This window comes from Variovorax flavidus (assembly GCF_030317145.1).
In the GTDB taxonomy this organism is placed as follows: Bacteria; Pseudomonadota; Gammaproteobacteria; order Burkholderiales; family Burkholderiaceae_C; genus Variovorax; species Variovorax flavidus.
In genome coordinates, this window is sequence record NZ_JASZYE010000003.1 from 844,286 (window position 1) to 859,965 (window position 15,680).

16 protein-coding genes are annotated in these 15,680 nt (G+C 68.0%); 6 read left to right on the forward strand and 10 right to left on the reverse strand.

All coding sequences use genetic code 11. The features are described 5' to 3' along the window. The first annotated feature begins 16 nt into the window (after positions 1 to 16). Together QTH90_RS19250 and QTH90_RS19255 are read left to right on the forward strand one after the other, a co-directional pair. Positions 17 to 892, forward strand: coding sequence for a hypothetical protein (locus QTH90_RS19250; RefSeq protein ID WP_286666158.1), 876 nt, complete (start codon positions 17 to 19; stop codon positions 890 to 892). 28 nt (positions 893 to 920) lie between these two features. Beyond that, complete coding sequence (locus tag QTH90_RS19255) at positions 921 to 1,817, forward strand: RibD family protein (RefSeq protein WP_286666159.1); 897 nt, start codon at positions 921 to 923, stop codon at positions 1,815 to 1,817. Here the strand turns inward: QTH90_RS19255 and QTH90_RS19260 are convergent. The 4 genes from QTH90_RS19260 to QTH90_RS19275 all read right to left on the reverse strand — a co-directional run bounded on the left by QTH90_RS19260 (position 1,814) and on the right by QTH90_RS19275 (position 5,191). Beyond that, positions 1,814 to 2,563 carry a class I SAM-dependent methyltransferase gene (locus QTH90_RS19260; RefSeq protein WP_286666160.1) on the reverse strand — a complete coding sequence of 250 codons (750 nt, stop codon included), beginning with the start codon at positions 2,561 to 2,563 and terminating at the stop codon, positions 1,814 to 1,816. The two genes, QTH90_RS19255 and QTH90_RS19260, sit on opposite strands and share 4 nt — an antisense overlap. A gap of 128 nt (positions 2,564 to 2,691) precedes the next feature. After that, entirely contained in the window at positions 2,692 to 3,756 is a 1,065-nt protein-coding gene (locus QTH90_RS19265) for a glycosyltransferase family 4 protein (RefSeq protein WP_286666161.1), read from the reverse strand. Further along, a complete protein-coding gene (locus QTH90_RS19270) occupies positions 3,753 to 4,166 on the reverse strand; it encodes a 6-pyruvoyl trahydropterin synthase family protein (protein ID WP_286666162.1) in 414 nt (137 codons plus the stop codon). Before QTH90_RS19270 ends, QTH90_RS19265 begins: the two co-directional genes overlap by 4 nt. A 26-nt stretch (positions 4,167 to 4,192) precedes the next feature. Continuing rightward, a complete protein-coding gene (locus QTH90_RS19275; protein WP_286666163.1) occupies positions 4,193 to 5,191 on the reverse strand; it encodes a zinc-dependent alcohol dehydrogenase in 999 nt (332 codons plus the stop codon). On the opposite strand from QTH90_RS19275, the gene QTH90_RS19280 reads away from it, so the two are divergent. From QTH90_RS19280 to QTH90_RS19295, 4 genes are all read left to right on the forward strand, one after another. Beyond that, entirely contained in the window at positions 5,190 to 6,041 is an 852-nt protein-coding gene (locus QTH90_RS19280; protein ID WP_286666164.1) for a CDP-alcohol phosphatidyltransferase family protein, read from the forward strand. The two genes, QTH90_RS19275 and QTH90_RS19280, sit on opposite strands and share 2 nt — an antisense overlap. Further along, positions 6,038 to 6,631 (forward strand): YceI family protein, encoded by a 594-nt coding sequence (locus QTH90_RS19285; RefSeq protein ID WP_286666165.1) that lies wholly within the window; start codon positions 6,038 to 6,040, stop codon positions 6,629 to 6,631. The genes QTH90_RS19280 and QTH90_RS19285 overlap by 4 nt, the downstream gene beginning before the upstream one ends. Continuing rightward, on the forward strand, positions 6,628 to 8,298 hold the full coding sequence (locus QTH90_RS19290) for a sulfatase-like hydrolase/transferase (protein ID WP_286666166.1): 1,671 nt from the start codon (positions 6,628 to 6,630) through the stop codon (positions 8,296 to 8,298). Before QTH90_RS19285 ends, QTH90_RS19290 begins: the two co-directional genes overlap by 4 nt. Positions 8,299 to 8,369: 71 nt before the next feature. Continuing rightward, positions 8,370 to 8,597 carry a hypothetical protein gene (locus tag QTH90_RS19295; RefSeq protein ID WP_286666167.1) on the forward strand — a complete coding sequence of 76 codons (228 nt, stop codon included), beginning with the start codon at positions 8,370 to 8,372 and terminating at the stop codon, positions 8,595 to 8,597. Between the two features lie 10 nt (positions 8,598 to 8,607). Here QTH90_RS19295 and QTH90_RS19300 read toward each other — a convergent pair whose 3' ends face one another. From QTH90_RS19300 to QTH90_RS19325, 6 genes are read right to left on the reverse strand one after another with little or no spacing between them, the layout of a single operon-like run. Then, positions 8,608 to 9,615, reverse strand: coding sequence for an XdhC family protein (locus QTH90_RS19300; protein ID WP_286666168.1), 1,008 nt, complete (start codon positions 9,613 to 9,615; stop codon positions 8,608 to 8,610). A gap of 26 nt (positions 9,616 to 9,641) precedes the next feature. Beyond that, complete coding sequence (locus QTH90_RS19305) at positions 9,642 to 10,238, reverse strand: SRPBCC family protein (protein WP_286666169.1); 597 nt, start codon at positions 10,236 to 10,238, stop codon at positions 9,642 to 9,644. 42 nt (positions 10,239 to 10,280) lie between these two features. Beyond that, positions 10,281 to 11,486 (reverse strand): vWA domain-containing protein, encoded by a 1,206-nt coding sequence (locus tag QTH90_RS19310; RefSeq protein WP_286666170.1) that lies wholly within the window; start codon positions 11,484 to 11,486, stop codon positions 10,281 to 10,283. Then, positions 11,483 to 12,412: an AAA family ATPase gene (locus QTH90_RS19315; protein ID WP_286666171.1), complete on the reverse strand. Its 930-nt coding sequence runs from the start codon at positions 12,410 to 12,412 to the stop codon at positions 11,483 to 11,485. The genes QTH90_RS19310 and QTH90_RS19315 overlap by 4 nt, the downstream gene beginning before the upstream one ends. 9 nt (positions 12,413 to 12,421) lie before the next feature. Continuing rightward, positions 12,422 to 13,213, reverse strand: coding sequence for an FAD binding domain-containing protein (locus QTH90_RS19320; RefSeq protein ID WP_286666172.1), 792 nt, complete (start codon positions 13,211 to 13,213; stop codon positions 12,422 to 12,424). Positions 13,214 to 13,234: 21 nt separating this feature from the next. Then, a complete protein-coding gene (locus QTH90_RS19325) occupies positions 13,235 to 15,679 on the reverse strand; it encodes a xanthine dehydrogenase family protein molybdopterin-binding subunit (protein WP_286666173.1) in 2,445 nt (814 codons plus the stop codon). Between the last annotated feature and the right edge of the window lies 1 nt (position 15,680).

Below are 15,680 nucleotides of genomic sequence, written 5' to 3' on the forward strand. Positions count from 1 at the left end.
CTGCATAACCGCGGGAATGGATTTCCACCACCCGCTCTTCCGGAGCCTTGCGCTGCCGCTGGTACTTGCGTTCGCGGCAGCCGGCCTGCTGCGGGGTGGACTGGGGCCGGTCCACGGCCGGCGCTGGGCCTCGGCCGGCACAGGCATCGCGATCGTCGTGGCATCCGTGTGGTTGCTGGGCTGGGACCTGTGGCCCCGCACCCTGACGGAGGAGCTGCCCTGGATCTACATGGCCGCCGCCTTGCTGGGCCTCGGCCTGGAAGCCATGCGGGCCGCCACGCGAACCACCTGGCTCGCCACCTGCGTCCTCTGGACGCTTGTGCTCGCAGGGTTGAGCGACCAGCCGCTCGCCGTGCAGGCCGCGACCTGGCTGGTCGGCATTGCGGTGATTGCGGCAGTGCTCGGCCAACCCCCGGAGAGCGCCCATGCATCGGCAAGCCTCGTCATCGCCGGCCTCGGACTGGCCGTGGTCGCCTTTGTCAGCGGCTCGGCGCTCCTGTTCGAACTGAGCCTGTCGATCGCCGCCGCAGTCGCGGGCTGTGCGCTGTGGCTCTGGCCCGTGGCGCGCATCGCCTTCGGCGCTTGCGGGGCGGTGGTCTCGGTGATCGCCTGGCTGGCCGTGGCGGAAGGCGTTGCGTTGCTGTCGCCCGTGCGGCCCCTGGTGCTCTTGCTGCTGGCGTGCGCCTTCCTGTCCGGGCCGATCGTGCAATGGGCGGGTCGATGGCTTCGGCAGGCGCCGCCCGGTGTCTCGAGACGCAAGGGGCTCGCTGCACTGATCGTGGCCGTGCTGGCCGCAATCTGGGTGACAGGCGCGGTGGCGCTGGCTTGGCACGACGATGCGAAGGCACCGGCCAGCGGCCTGGACGACCCCTACTACACGCCTCGATGGTAGAAGTGGCAAAGGACACGGATCGACGCCGATGATGCCCACCCAATCCTCCATTCCGGGCGTCGACGCCCTGTGGCCCCTGTGCCTTGACATCGTGGCTCAGCGCCGGGCGCGCGCTGCACCGCAGCAATGGGACGCGGGTTCGCCCCTCGCCTGGGACGCATCGCAGGGCTTTGCCCTGCGCGGCGTCTGGGACGCCGACGCGGTCGAGTTGTTCGACCTGCTCAAACCCCTGCTGGACCGCCCGCGCGAAGGCAGGCCCTGGCTGATCGGCCAACTCGGCCAGAGTCTCGACGGATGCGTGGCAACGCACGGGGGCGACTCCAACTACGTGAATGGCCGCGAGGTGCTGGTGCACCTGCATCGACTGCGCGCGTTGAGCGACGCGGTCATCGTGGGCGCCGGCACGGCCGCCATCGACAACCCGCAACTCACGACGCGTCATGTGGCGGGCGCCCATCCGGTGCGGGTGCTGCTTGATCCGGAACTCAGCCTTTCACCGACCTTGCGTGCTTTCTCGGACAGCGAGGCCGCCACCTTGCTCGTGTGCGATGCGGCCCGTGCGGTCGAAGCGGCAGAACGGGTCGGCGCCCATCAGGTCCTCGGCGTGCGCGGTCTGACGGGAGCCGACGGTTCGTTGAACCTCCACGCGCTGACGGCCGCACTGGAAGCGCGCGGCCTTCGGGTGCTGTTTGTCGAAGGCGGTGGCGTCACGGTCTCACGCTTCATCGCGCAGGGGTGCCTGGATCGGCTGCACCTGAGCATCGCACCGGTGATCATCGGCGCCGGTCGACCCGGGCTGCAGTTGCCGAGGAGCGCCGCGATGCGGGATTGCATGCGGCCCTCGGGGCGCATCTTTCACATGGGGGCCGACGTGCTGTGGGATCTCGACCTGCGCGCGGCCCAACCCGCAGCGCCGCGCAGCTAGGTCGCGAGAATTTCCTGGTGCCCGATGCACAGGGAGGTGTGATCGAGGACGTCGATCCGTCTCTGCATCCACTCGCTCACCGAGGCTCTTGCCGTCGGGTCCTGTTCGATCGCCGCGGCGCCCATGCCTTCCACCATGGCGGTCAGCATCGCCGTGCCGCTTGCGTTTTCGCCGGCATCGATGCGCCAGTCACTGGCGGCTTGAGCTACCTCATATTTCAACGCGCGGAGACGACTGACGGCAAAGCTCACCGCTGTGCCACCAAGCGCGGGTCCGAATCCCTTGTCTCGGCGCTGATGCGAAGCGAAGAGCCGATCGACCTCCGCGTCACCCGCAACCGGCGGATTCCAAGCGATCCGGCCGTCGACATTCAGGGCGAACAGCATGGCCGCGCCCGCCATTCGAGCATGAGCGAACAGCGCGTCGAGCCAGGATGCGGACACGAGGTCCAGCAGCGCAGATGCGGTGACGAGCCTCGTTCCCGCAAAGGGAACAGCGCCGAGTTCAAGCGCAAGGTCGATGCACACGGGCCGCACCTCTGCGTTCCAGCCCGGACCTTCGATGTGCATGCGCGTTGCGCCAGCCTCCAGGACGAAGCCGTTCGCCTGCGTCCATGCGGCGAGCACGCCGGGCAATGCGCCCAGCAGCGCCGGGTCGTGATCAACCAGAGTCCAGCATTGCGAACCGCCCAGACGCGGAGCGAGCTCGCGCAGATTGGCGCCCGTTCCGCAGGCCAGGTCGAGCACTGCGAGCGTCGGATCTCCACCGCGCAGGCGGGTGGCGAGTGCGTTTCGTGCCAGCGAGTGTGCCGCGCTGGCGCGTGCCTCGCGGTCAAAGGGTTCGCGCAGCGCGAGCCAGTCGGCGCTGAAGCCGGTCATGTGCGAGGCGCGCCCTGAAACATGCCAAGTGCCGTCGCGAAACGCCCGGCGCTTTCCGCCCAGCTCGGCAACCGTTGCCGCGCCGCGCGAGCGCCCTCCGACAGCTGCGCGCGCCAGTCGGCGTCGTCCATCACCCGCTGCAAGGCCGCCCGCAAGGCCAGGCCGTCACCGGGCGGAACCAGCACGCCCGCTTTGGCGGGCACGGTGTCCGGGATGGCGCCGGCGTTCGTGCTGATCACTGGCAAACCATGCGCCAGGGCCTCGGCCAGCGCCATGCCGTAGCCTTCGTGGAAGGACGGCAGCACGAACGCGTCGGCGTTTCCATAGAGCGCCCTCAAGCCGGCCTCGTCCTGCTCGCCGTGCAGCACGACTCTGTCGGCCATGCCATGGCGTTCGATGGCTTCGATCAAGGCAGCGGCGCATGCGGGGTCCATCGTGAGGCTGCCGGCGCAATGCAGCGTCCAGCGTCGGTCGCGCAATCCGGCAAGCGCTTCGATCAGCAGGGCGTGGCCCTTGCGCGGCGTCACGGTCGCCACGCAAAGCAGCGACAAGCCGGCAGCGTTGGACCCGATCGCGAGCGGTGCCGGCTCGGTCCCGGGCTCGACCACGGCGATGCGGGACGCGGGCACGTCGAACGCCGCGAGTGCGCGTGCGGTGGAGGGGCTGGTCACGATCACGCCGCAGGCGGTCGCGAGCGCACGTCGCTCGCTCTCGAACAGTGCGCGCTGCACGGCAGGGGCGAGACCGGTTTCGAGCGACAGCGGGTGGTGAACCAGCGCGACCCATCGGAGGCGTTGTGCGTGGGCTTCAGCCAGTGCAGGCATCGCTCCGAATGCAAGGGCATCGACCACCGCAAGTTCGCCATCGGGAATGGCCTCCACGATGCGATGCGCCAGCCCCTGCGACGATGCGTCCGGCATGGGCCAGCCCTCACCGAGCGAACGGACATCGACCTGCCACTGGCGCGCGCACAGCCCGTCGATGATGTGGCGGTCGTAGGTATAGCCACCGGTCCGGGTGTTCAGGTCACCCGGCACGAGGAAGCTGCAGCGACCGTTCAACCCGCACGCGCCGGCAAGGCGCCCTCGTAGGCCGCCCAGGCCACGTGCGATTCGTTGAGTCGCACGCGCATTGCCGAAAGACCGTTCGCATGGGGGCCCAGTTCGCCCTTGGCGATGCTGTCGGCGATGCGATCGAAGATCACGCGCGCCATGAACTCGGTGGTCGTGTTCTTTCCCTTGAACGCCGGATCGTCGTCGAGATTGCGCAGGTTGAGTTCACCCAGCACGCTGCGCAGCACCTCGGTCGCGAGCGCGATGTCGACCACCACGCCATCGGCGTCCAGCTCGGCGCGGCGAAGTTCGAGATCGACCACGTAGGTCGCGCCATGCAGGCGCTGCGCGGGGCCGAACGCCTCGCCGCGAAAGCTGTGGGCGATCATGAAGTGGTCGCGGACGTTGACGCTGTACATGGGGGCCTTTCGGGTTGCGATGGGGTTCAGGGGTAGTCGATACGCTGGCACAGGGTGTCGGGTGCACCTGCGGCAAGGCGCGCGAGCACATCCGGCAGCTCGTCGAATGGGGCGCTGTCGGTGATGAGCACGTCGAGCACCGGATCGCGCAGCAGCGACAAGGCCAGCGCGAGCCTGCGGTGATGGTTCCAGCGCGCGCGCTGGGCACCGGCCACATGGCCCACTTGTGAACTCTTCAGCGTGAGGCGCCGCGCGTGGAAGGCTTCTCCCAACGGAAGCGCGACTTCGCGACTGCCGTACCAGCTCATCTCGATCACGGTGGCCTCGAACGCCGCCAGATGCAATGCGGTGACAAGCCCTTGCGCACTGCCGCTCGCATGCACGACGAGGTCGGCTTCCGGCTTCGCATCCTGCGGGCTCGCAAATGCCAGGCCCAGTGCTTCCGCCACCCCGCGACGCGAGGGGTTCAAGTCGATCAACTCGACCGCGCAACCCGGCAACCGCGCAGCCAGCCACGCCACGAGAAGCCCCACCACGCCCCCGCCCACCACGGCGATGCGATCGCCGATGCGGGGCGTCGCATCCCACAGGGCATTGACGGCCGTTTCCATGTTGGCGGCCAGCACGGCACGCGCGGCAGGCACGCCTTCGGGAACCAGGTGCAGGGCATTGGCCGGCACGACGTAGCGGGTCTGGTGCGGATAAAGGCAGAAGATGGTACGGCCCAGGAGCGCGTCCGCCCCCTGCTCCACCACTCCCACACTGGCATAGCCATACTTCACCGGCGCCGGGAAGTCGCCCTCCTGAAACGGCGCCCGCATCCGGTCGAACTCGGTGGCCGGCACCTCGCCGCCATAGACGAGCATCTCCGTCCCGCGGCTGATGCCGCTGTGCAGCGCCCGCACCAGCACGTCACCGGCGGCGGGTGCATGGACTTCGGCACTGCGGATCGCCGCCCGGCCGGGCGCCTCGATCCAGCAAGCCCTTGACTCACCTGAAAACACGTGGGACGGATATGCTGGCATGCTGCTTTTGGCGCTCGCTGGCCGCGAGCGATCCCTGTTCAAGCCGATGGAAGGCGATCTTAAGACGATGACTTCGCAGTCCTCCAACGACCGTCGCGTATTCCCGTCGAGCCCCGCGGCAGCACTGCGGCATGACGCCTGGCGCGAGGCCCTGGCCTGCCTCGTGCTGCTGACGCTGCTCGCCGGCGGCGCCGGGCTGCTGGCTGGACTGGGTCCGTGGTTTCACGTCAAGGCTGTGGGGCTGTTCATCGCGGCCTTCGCCATCGTCCAGCGCGGTCTTCTGGAGCATTCGCCCAATCTGCGCTTCGGCCCCGCCAACCGGGTGACGCTGGTGCGCCTGGCGCTCGTGGCACTGCTCGCAGCCGGCGTCGGCGAACCGTCTGCCGACGCCGCTGCAATCGCCTGGGCGACCATCGTCATCGCCACGACCGCCGCGCTGCTCGATGCACTGGACGGACCGCTGGCACGGGCGCGCGGATTCGCCAGCGAATTCGGCGCGCGCTTCGACATGGAGACGGATGCGCTGATGGTGCTCGTCCTGTGTCTGCTGGTGCTTCATTTCGACAAGGCCGGCATGTGGATCATGGCGGCCGGTCTCATGCGCTACGTGTTCGTGCTGGCCGCCGCGGCCTGGCCCTGGCTGGCCCGACCGTTGCCGGCGAGCCAGCGGCGCAAGGCCGTGTGCGTGGCGCAGATCACCAGCCTGATCGTGTGTCTCGGCCCCATCGTCCCGGTCGCCTGGAGCCAGGTCATTGCCGCCGCCAGCCTGGCCGCCCTGAGCGCGTCCTTCGGAATGGACATCGTCTGGCTGGCCCGTCGTCGCCATTCCCCCCTGGAGGCTGCACCATGAATGCTTCGCCCATGCGGCTGCTGTGCCTTGCCCTGCTCCCGCTGATGGTGCTGGCCTCGCGGGCGCGGGCCGAACCGGCGCGCTACGAGCTCGACCCGAATCACATCACCGTCGCCTTCATGGTCGACCATCTCGGCTACGCCAAGGTGCTCGGGATGTTTCGCGCGGCGCGCGGCAGCTACAGCTTCGACGAAAGCACCGGCACGCTCGGCAACGTGCGCATCGAGGTCGACACGCAGAGCGTGTTCAGCAACTACGCCAGGCGTGACCAACATCTGAAAAGCGCGGATTTCCTCAACGCCAGCGAGTTCCCGCGCATGGTGTTCACGGCGGCCACCGCCCGGCGGACCGGCGACCGCAGCTTCGAGATCCCCGGCCAGCTCGAACTGCTGGGCCGGCCGCAGCCGCTGACGCTCACCGCGACCTGGAACAAGAGCGGCCCCTCGCCGATCGACAAGGTCTACACGATGGGCGTGTCGGCGCGCGGCAGTTTCAAGCGCAGCAGCTTCGGCATGAACTACGGCGTGAGCAACGAGTGGGTTGGCGACGAGGTGCCGCTCATCATCGAATTCGAGGCCCAGCGCAAGTGACTGCCGGCGGCCGGCATCCCCCGCCGCCTGGCGCCGTGCCCTGGCCCGGATGGGCGCGATGGCTCCTGCGCTTTGGCCTGCCCTTCGTGGTGCTTGATGCGATGTTCACGCTCGAGAACATCTGGCCGACGTTGTGGGCGCGACCGGGCCTGCGCCTGTCCTTCGAGTTGTGCATGGCGGCGCTCGCGCTCACGGCATGGCTGGCCGCGCGCGGCACCGCAAGCGCGCGGATGTTGCGCGCGCTGGCGCTCCTCACCACCTTCTGGGTCGTCACGCGCTATGTGGAGGTCACTGCATCGGCGGTCTTCGGCCGGCAGATCAACCTGTATTGGGACGGCCGTCATCTGTTCGACGTGCTTCGCATGGGCAACGTCGCGGGATGGCAGATCGCGCTGGGTGCGGCCGTTGCGGTGGCGGTGGTGTGGCTCGTGTACCGGATCGCTCACCGGTGCTGGGCGGCCATCGCGCGCGAACTCGCGTGGCGCCGGCCGCGTCCGGCGATCGGCGTCGTCGGCGTCCTTCTGCTGGCGACTTTCACGGCGCACGGCATGGGAGGACGCGACACACGCTGGTTCTTCTCGATGCCGGTGACGCCCATCATTGCCAGACAGGCCGGATTGCTTGCAGCCCAACTGTGGCCCGACGGCGGCTCGACGCGGCTCTCGCCCAGCCCGACCTTCGACACGCATCTGGGCGCACTCGGCGGCGCCGACGTTCTGCTGATCTTCGCGGAGTCCTACGGCGTCACGACACTCGACGACCCCGCCCAGGCTGCCGCGCTCGCACCGCACCGTGCGCGGCTCGCCGAAGCCCTGCGGGCAGGCGGACGACAGGTGGTGTCGGCGCGGGTGCGTTCACCCACCTACGGTGGCGCTTCATGGCTCGCCCACGCCGAACTCCTGAGCGGTGTCGACATGCAGAAGCCTGGGGACTACGAACTGCTGCTCGCTACGCAACGACCCACCCTCGTGCGGCACTTCAAGGCCCATGGCTACCGCACCGTGAGCTGGATGCCGGGACTGCAACGGCCCTGGCCCGAAGGCAGCTTCTATGCCTTCGACCGCTACGTCGATGCGAACAACATGGGCTACGGCGGCCCGGGTTTCGGCCACTGGCGCATTCCGGACCAGGCGTCGGTCGCGTTGATGCAGTCACAGGAGCTGGCCATCACACCCGCCCCGCGCGCACCGCGCCTGATTGTCTTCCCGACATTGGCCAGCCACGCGCCGTTTCGCCCCCTGGCGCCCTACGTGCCCGACTGGGACCGGCTGCTTGGCGCCGATGCCTTCACACCGGACCAGGTGGCGCGGGCCGTCGCCGAGCCGCTGTCATGGCTGGAGCCGGTCCGCGCCTATCTCGATTCGCTGGCCTACACCTTCGAGTGGCTCGGCGACTACCTGTCAGGCCGCGCCCCACCGAACATGCTGACGATCGTGATCGGCGACCACCAGCCGATGGCGAGCGTGAGCGGCCGCGGCGCATCATGGGATGTGCCCGTTCACATCATCAGCGACGACCCGCAGCTCCTGAAGCGATTCGAAGCTGCCGGCTTCACACGAGGCCTCCTGCCAATGCAGGCTTCCACCATGTCGATGCATGGCCTCACGTCCGTGCTGCTCCACGCATTCGACGACTCGGCGCGCCATCCTGCGGGCGCCGCCGAATAACCCGGAGGGCCTGCCGTTTTGTGCACTATTTCACGCGGTCTGCCGGGGCTTCTCTGATAGCCTGCTCCGCCATGCGCGCCATCATCCTGCTTGCCAATCTCGGCGTCCTTGCCCTGGCCTACTACCTGGGATCGTGGATGGGCCTGTTGATCGCGGCCGGCGTCTGCGTCGTGCTCGTCGCAGCCTTCTTCGTCTTCTCGATGGCCAGGCTCGAAGCGCGCGAATCCAAGGACACGCAAAGGGCCATGGGGCGGAGCAGCACCTTCCTCGGCGGGCTCTTCCACCCCAGCAAGCACTGATTCCCCGCGGTTATTCGACGGCCGCCTTGGCCACGGCAACGGCCGCCTCGCGCGGCAGCGCGACCGCATTCTTCACAGCCAGGATCTCCGCCATCACGCTCACCGCGATCTCGGGCGGCGTCTTGCTGCCGATGTAGATGCCGATCGGCCCGCGCAGGCGCGCGAGCGATGCCTCGGTCTGGTCGAAGTGATCGATCATGCGTTCGCGCCGCGCCTCGGCATTCCGGCGGGAGCCTATGGCGCCGACGTAGAAGGCCTCGCTGTTCAAGGCTTCGAGCAATGCGAGATCGTCGAGCTTGGGGTCGTGCGTGAGTGCGACCACGCAGGTCCGGCGATCGGGCTTGAAAGCCGTCACGGCGTCGTCGGGCATCTCGGTGGTGATCGCCACGCCCGGCAGGGACCAGGCGGTGTGGTACTCGGTGCGCGGGTCGCACAAGGTCACCGCGAAGCCGCTGAACTTCGCCATCGTCGCGAGGTATTCGGCCAGTTGGCCGGCGCCGATCAGGAGCATGCGGTACTCGGGGCCGAAGGTGTTGACCAGCTCGGTGTCGTTGACCGACAGCTCGGCAGGCGATGCTGCCTCGGCGAGCGTGACGGCGCCGTCGGCAAGCGCCACCGTGCGCTGCATGAGCAGGCCCTGCTCGAGCGCCGCGACCAGCTTCTCCAGCGAGGCGGGATCGGGGTCGTACTCGAGCAGCAGTTCCAGCGTGCCGCCGCAGGGCAGCCCGAAACGATGCGCCTCGTCGGCGGTGATGCCGTACTTGACGAGCGCCGGTGCACCGGACGGCATCGCGCCATCGCCACCGTGCGCACGGCTGTAGCGCGCGATCAGGTCGTCTTCGATGCAGCCGCCCGAGACCGATCCGACGACCGCGCCGTCCTCGGCCAGCGCCATGATCGAGCCAATGGGACGGGGCGACGATCCCCAGGTGCGAACCACGGTGGAGAGCAGCGCGCGACGACCGGCCAGACGCCAGTCGCGCAGGGTGCGAAGCACCATGACGTCGAGGTTTTCCATATCTGTATCCCGCTTTCCGAGGCGCCTTATTCGCCTGGCTTCTCGTCTGTCTTTTCGTCGGCAGCCTTGTCGGACTTCCTGCCGATGCCGAGCTTCTGCATGAAGCCGGCCACGGCGCCCGTCTTTTCCGCCGGCGCTTCCTCCGCGGGCGCTTCAGCGGGCGGCGGGCCGTAGCGGCTTTGCATCTCGGCTTCGAAGCGCTTGAAGAAATCGTCGGCGGTCGACTTGGCCGCGCCGTCGATCAGGCGCTGGCCGAGCTGGGCGATCTTGCCGCCGACCTGGGCCTGCACCGTGTAGTCGAGTTCGCAGCCTTCGCCGCCATCCGCGACCGGCTTGAGCGACACGCTCGACGCGCCCTTGGCGAAACCCGCGACGCCGCCCTGCCCTTCGAAGGACAGCTTGTAGCTGTCGGGCGGTGCGATGTCCGCCAGGCTGACCTTGCCGTTGAACTTGGCCGACACGGGGCCGATCTTGACGGCGAGCGCGACGGTGTACTGGTTCTCGCCGGTCAGCTCGAACTTGTCGCAGCCGGGGATGCATTTCTTCAGCGTTTCAGGATCGTTCAGTGCTTCCCACGCCTGCTGCTGCGTGACGCCAAGCCTGCGATTGCCGAGCATTTCCATGGTGGATTCCTTTTTTTGGTGGTGTGTTGCGCGGCGCCGCCGCTATCGGCCGGACCGCATCAACCTGGCCAGGCTCGTGGCCAGTTCTTCCAGAGCACTGAGATTGTGGACTGCGAGCATCGCGTCTGCATGGCGGTGCAACATGGCCGCGCCGCGCGCCAGCGGCGCGTAGCCCTCGTAACGCAGCAGCGGGTTGAGCCACAGCACGCGTCGCGAATGGCGCTTGAGCCAGAGCAACTCGTTCTCCAGCGTTTCGGGCTCGCCGGTGTCCAGGCCGTCGCTGATCACCAGCACGAGCGTGCGACGGCCGGTGAGGCGGCGCGCATGACGCCGGCGCAGCTCGCCGAGCGATGCCCCCAGGCGCGTGCCGCCCGCAAAGTCGTCGATGGCTTCGCTGGCCGCGGCCAGCATCGCATCGGTGTCGGCAATGCGGAAGGCCGGGGTCAGGTCGGTCAGGTGCGTGCCGAATGCGAAGACGTCGCGCCGACCGGAGCGCCGCGTCGAAGCGTGGAGAAAGGCGAGCAGCAAGCGCGCATAGCGCTCCATCGAGCCGGACACGTCGACCAGCACCAGCAGCGGCAGGGGTTGCTTGCGGCGCGACCACCGCGGCAGCCGCATGATCTCGCCGCCAGTGCGAGCCGCCTCGTGCAGCACGCCGGGCCAGTGCATGCGCGAATGGGCGCCGGCGTCACCGATCAGACGCAGGCGGCGCGCGGGCAGCGTCGGGATCGGCAGCGCGATGTCGCGGGCCAGACGCTCCACCAATCGGTACTCCGCAGCGCCGAGCGCGTTGAAGTCGGCGTGGTGCACCCGCAGCCGGTCGCTCGCCGTCATGGCGGCATCGAAGTCGACCTCGCGATCGGTCTGTGCGGGCTTGACGGTATCGCGCGGCGCAGCGAGCGCCTCGCGAACGCGTGGCCGGCGCTTCGACGGCTCGGCCTTGCCTTCGGCGCTCGGCAGCATCTGGGCCAGCAGCTTGTTGGCAAGCTCCGGGTCGCGAAACCAGGCATCGAAGAGTTCGCGGAACACCAGCCGGTCCTCCTCGCGGCTGATCATCACGGCCTCCATCGCGGCCGCGAGGTCGAGACGGTTCTCGACGCCGACCAGCGTGGCCGCCTCGGCGGCGAGCGCGATGCGCATGGAATCGGTGCGCACGCCGGCACGCCGCAGCGCGCGGCCGAAGCCCAGCAGGTTGCTCGCGAGCTTGCCTCGCCGCGCATCACCCAGCTGCTGGACGCGGGTGCTCAAGGGGCGGCCTCCTCCTCGGGCTTGAGGAGATCCGACGCAAGCTCGTGCGTCAGCGCGGCGACGTCGTCGCGCTGCTTGAAAAGGATGCCGGCGGTGTCGACCACGATCTCGGGATCGAGCTCGATGGTGTCGAGCGCGACCAGCGCCTTGGCCCATTCGACGCTCTCCGCGATGCCCGGTCCGCGCTGGAATGCGCTCGCGAAGGGGGCGCTGCGCAGCCGTCCGACGAAGGCCGCGACCTGCCCGGAAAGCACTTCCCCCGCCTGCGGCACCTGCGCCCGCACGATCGCCAGCTCGCGCTCGCGCTCGGGGTAGTCGAGCCAGTGGTAGAGGCAGCGCCGCTTGACGGCATCGTTGAGTTCGCGCGTGCGGTTGCTGGTCAGCAGCGTGACCGGCGGCACCAGCGCGCGCACCGTCCCCAGTTCGGGAATGCTGACCTGGTACTCGCCCAGGTATTCGAGCAGGAAGGCCTCGAAAGGCTCGTCGGCACGATCGACCTCGTCGATCAGGAGCACAGCGCCGGGTGCCGGCGCCTGCAACGCCTCCAGCAGCGGCCTGCGGATCAGGTAGCGCGGCTGATAGACCTCGGATTCGATGTCGCTCGAAGCACCGTGGGCCTCGGCCGCGCGCATGTGCAGGAGCTGCGCCGCGTAGTTCCATTCATAGAGTGCCTCGCGCTGCTCGAGCCCGTCATAGCACTGCAGGCGCAACAGCTCCCGCTGGAGCGCAGTCGACAGCGCCTTGGCGAGTTCGGTCTTGCCGACACCGGGCTCGCCTTCCAGCAGCAAGGGACGCTGGAGCTTGAGCGCGAGATACACCGCCGTCGCAAGCCGCCGATCAGCGTAATAGCCGGCGCCTTGCAGCGCCTGCACAACCGCGTCGATGGTGGGGAACGGTGCGGTCGTGGCAGGCGTGGTCTCGGTCATTTCTACAGCTTAGCCGAGCGCCTTGGCGACCGCTCGCTGCGTCAGCACGCTGATCAGGTTGCCACGGTAGGCGGCCGAGGCGTGCAGGTCGCTGTTGAGATCGCTCGAATCGATCTTCACGGCGGCCGCCGATTCGGACGTGAAGCTCCTTGCCAGCGCGTCTTCCAGACCCTTGTGCCGGAACACGCCGTTGCCCGCACCCGTGACCGCGACGCGCACTCCGCCGTCGTACTGTGCGACGAAGACGCCGACCAGCGGGAAGTTCGAGGCCTTCTGGCGCAGTTTTTCATACGCGGCGCGCTTCGGGATCGGAAAGCGGATGGCCTTGATCAGCTCGCCATCCGTCAGGGCGGTGGTGAAGAGGCCCAGGAAGAAATCGTCCGCAGCGATTTCCCGCTGCGTGGTGACGATGGTCGCTCCCGAGCCGAGCACCGCGCTGGGATAGCAGGCGGCCGGATCGTTGTTGGCAACGGAACCGCCCAGGGTGCCCATGGCGCGTACCTGCCGGTCGCCGATGCGCGAAGCGAGATCGGCCAGCGCCGGGTAAGCGGCCTTGATCTCGGCGTTGTTCGCGACATCGAGATGCCGCGACATCGCGCCAATCAAGAAGGCGTTGCCCTCCTTGGTGATGCCGGTGAGCTCCTTGACGCCGCTCAGGTCGGCGAGTTGCTCGGGCGCAGACAGGCGCAGCTTCATCGAGGCCAGAAGGGTCTGGCCGCCGGCCAGCGGCTTGGCACCCGCAGCGGCGAGCTTGACGGCGTCCGCCAGGGTGGTGGGGCGTTCGAGGGTGAAGGCGTACATGGTGTTTTTTCCTTCTGGTGTTCAGGGCGCGGGACGGCCTTGGGTGCTGGCGGCCAGCGACGGCTGCTGCGGCTGCTGCGTGGCGCTCACGCTGCCCTTCTGCATCGCCTCCCAGACGCGATGCGGCGACGCCGGCATGTCGAAGTCCTTGACGCCGAGCGGCGCCAGCGCGTCGAGCACGGCATTGATCACCGCCGGCGGCGAGCCGATGGCGCCGGCTTCACCGCAGCCCTTGGTTCCGAGCGGGTTGTGGGTACAGGGCGTGCACACCGTGTCCAGCTTGAACATGGGGAAGTCGTCGGCACGCGGCATGGCGTAGTCCATGAAGCTGCCGGTGAGCAGCTGGCCGGTCTCGTTGTCGTAGACGCAGTTCTCCATCAGCGCCTGGCCGATGCCTTGCACCAGCCCACCGAGAACCTGCCCTTCCACGATCATCGGATTGATGATGGTGCCGAAGTCGTCGACCGCGGAAAAGCGGTCGATCTTGACTTCGCCCGTCTGCTTGTCGATCTCAACTTCACAGATATAGGTGCCGCCCGGGAAGGTGAAGTTGGTCGGGTCGTAGAAGGCGGTTTCGTTCAGGCCCGGTTCCAGCTTGTCGAGCGGATAGTTGTGCGGCACGTAGGCTGTCAGCGCAACCTGGCCGAAGGGGATCTTTTTGTCGGTGCCCTTCACCGTGAACTCGCCATTGGCGAACTCGATGTCGGCATCGCTCGCCTCCATCAGGTGCGCCGCGATCTTCTTGGCCTTGGCTTCGATCTTGTCGAGCGCCTTCATGATCGCCGCACCGCCGACCGAGATCGACCGCGAACCGTAGGTGCCCATGCCGAAGGGCACGCGGCCGGTGTCGCCGTGCACCACGTCCACCGCCTCGACGGCGATGCCGAGCCGCGCTGCGACGACCTGCGCGAAGGTGGTTTCGTGGCCCTGGCCATGGCTGTGCGAGCCCGTGAACACCGTGACGCTGCCCGTCGGATGCACGCGGATCTCGCCGCACTCGAACAGGCCGGCGCGCGCACCGAGCGCGCCCGCGATGTTCGACGGGGCGATGCCGCAAGCCTCGATGTAGCTGGAGTAGCCGATGCCCCTGAGCCGCCCCCTGGCCTCGCTCGCGGATTTGCGTTGCGCAAACCCCGCCACGTCGGCCAGCGCCTTGGCCTTGTCCATGCAGGCATGGAAGTCGCCCGTGTCGTACTGCAGCGCCACCGGCGTCTGGTAGGGGAAGCTGCTGATGAAGTTGCGCTTGCGGATCTCGTCCTGGCCCTGGTTCATTTCCCAGGCGCAGCGCGACACCAGCCGTTCGAGCAGATAGGTGGCTTCAGGCCGGCCCGCGCCGCGGTAGGCATCGACCGGCGCGGTGTTGGTGAACCACGCATCGACCTCCACGTAGATCTGCGGCGTGGCGTACTGCCCCGCGAGCAAGGTCGCGTAGAGGATGGTCGGCACCGCCGTCGCGAAGGTCGACAGGTACGCGCCGAGATTGGCGTCGGTGTGCACGCGCAGCGCGAGGAACTTGCCTTGCGCATCCATCGCCATCTCGGCATGGCTCACATGGTCGCGGCCATGCGCGTCGGAGAGGAAGCACTCGGAGCGCTCGGCTGTCCACTTGATGCTGCGGTTGAGCTGCTTCGCGGCCCAGGTCAGGCACACGTCTTCCGCGTAGAGGAAGATCTTGGAACCGAAGCCGCCGCCCACGTCGGGAGCGATCACCCTCACCTTGTGCTCGGGCAGGCCGAGCACGAAAGCCGTCATCAGGAGCCGCTCGACGTGCGGGTTCTGGTTGGCAACGTAGAGCGTGTACTCGTCGTTTCCGCGGCTGTAGTTGCCGATGGCGACGCGCGGCTCGATCGGGTTGGGGATCAGGCGGTTGTTGACCAGGTCGAGCTTGGTGACGTGCGCCGCGGTGGCGAATGCGGCATCGACAGCCGCCTTGTCGCCGATTGCCCACTTGTAGCACTGGTTGTCGGGCGACTCGTCGTGGATGGTGACGCCGCTCTGCTTCTTCGCGGCATCGGCCACGCTGACCAGCGGGGTCAGCACTTCATAGTCGACGACCACGGCTTCGGCGGCGTTCTTCGCCTGCTCCACGGTCTCGGCCACCACCATCGCGACGTGGTCGCCCACGTAGCGCACCTTGTTGATCGCGAGGATCGGGTGCGGCGGTTCCTTCATCGGCGTGCCGTCAGGATTGTTGATGAGCCAGCCGCAAGGCAGGCCACCCATCTTGCCCTCGATGTCCTTGCCGCTGAAGATGCCGACCACGCCCGGCATCTTCGCGGCTTCGGCGATGTCGACGGACTTGATCTTCGCGTGCGCATGCGGCGAGCGCACGAACACGGCGTGGCTCTGGTTGCCCATCGTCACGTCGTCGGTGTACTGGCCTGCGCCAGTCAGGAAGCGATAGTCTTCCTTGCGCCGGAGGGCCTCGCCGATGTGCGGGAGGCCTGCGAAATCGGATGCACCCATG

Coding starts and splice junctions, on each gene's coding strand:
- QTH90_RS19250 (WP_286666158.1), top strand. CDS start 17: ATGGATTTCCACCACCCGCTCTTCCGGAGCCTTGCGCTGCCGCTGGTA.
- QTH90_RS19255 (WP_286666159.1), top strand. CDS start 921: ATGATGCCCACCCAATCCTCCATTCCGGGCGTCGACGCCCTGTGGCCC.
- QTH90_RS19270 (WP_286666162.1), bottom strand. CDS start 4,166: ATGTACAGCGTCAACGTCCGCGACCACTTCATGATCGCCCACAGCTTT.
- QTH90_RS19280 (WP_286666164.1), top strand. CDS start 5,190: ATGCTGCTTTTGGCGCTCGCTGGCCGCGAGCGATCCCTGTTCAAGCCG.
- QTH90_RS19275 (WP_286666163.1), bottom strand. CDS start 5,191: ATGCCAGCATATCCGTCCCACGTGTTTTCAGGTGAGTCAAGGGCTTGC.
- QTH90_RS19285 (WP_286666165.1), top strand. CDS start 6,038: ATGAATGCTTCGCCCATGCGGCTGCTGTGCCTTGCCCTGCTCCCGCTG.
- QTH90_RS19295 (WP_286666167.1), top strand. CDS start 8,370: ATGCGCGCCATCATCCTGCTTGCCAATCTCGGCGTCCTTGCCCTGGCC.
- QTH90_RS19300 (WP_286666168.1), bottom strand. CDS start 9,615: ATGGAAAACCTCGACGTCATGGTGCTTCGCACCCTGCGCGACTGGCGT.
- QTH90_RS19305 (WP_286666169.1), bottom strand. CDS start 10,238: ATGGAAATGCTCGGCAATCGCAGGCTTGGCGTCACGCAGCAGCAGGCG.
- QTH90_RS19315 (WP_286666171.1), bottom strand. CDS start 12,412: ATGACCGAGACCACGCCTGCCACGACCGCACCGTTCCCCACCATCGAC.
- QTH90_RS19320 (WP_286666172.1), bottom strand. CDS start 13,213: ATGTACGCCTTCACCCTCGAACGCCCCACCACCCTGGCGGACGCCGTC.
- QTH90_RS19325 (WP_286666173.1), bottom strand. CDS start 15,679: ATGGGTGCATCCGATTTCGCAGGCCTCCCGCACATCGGCGAGGCCCTC.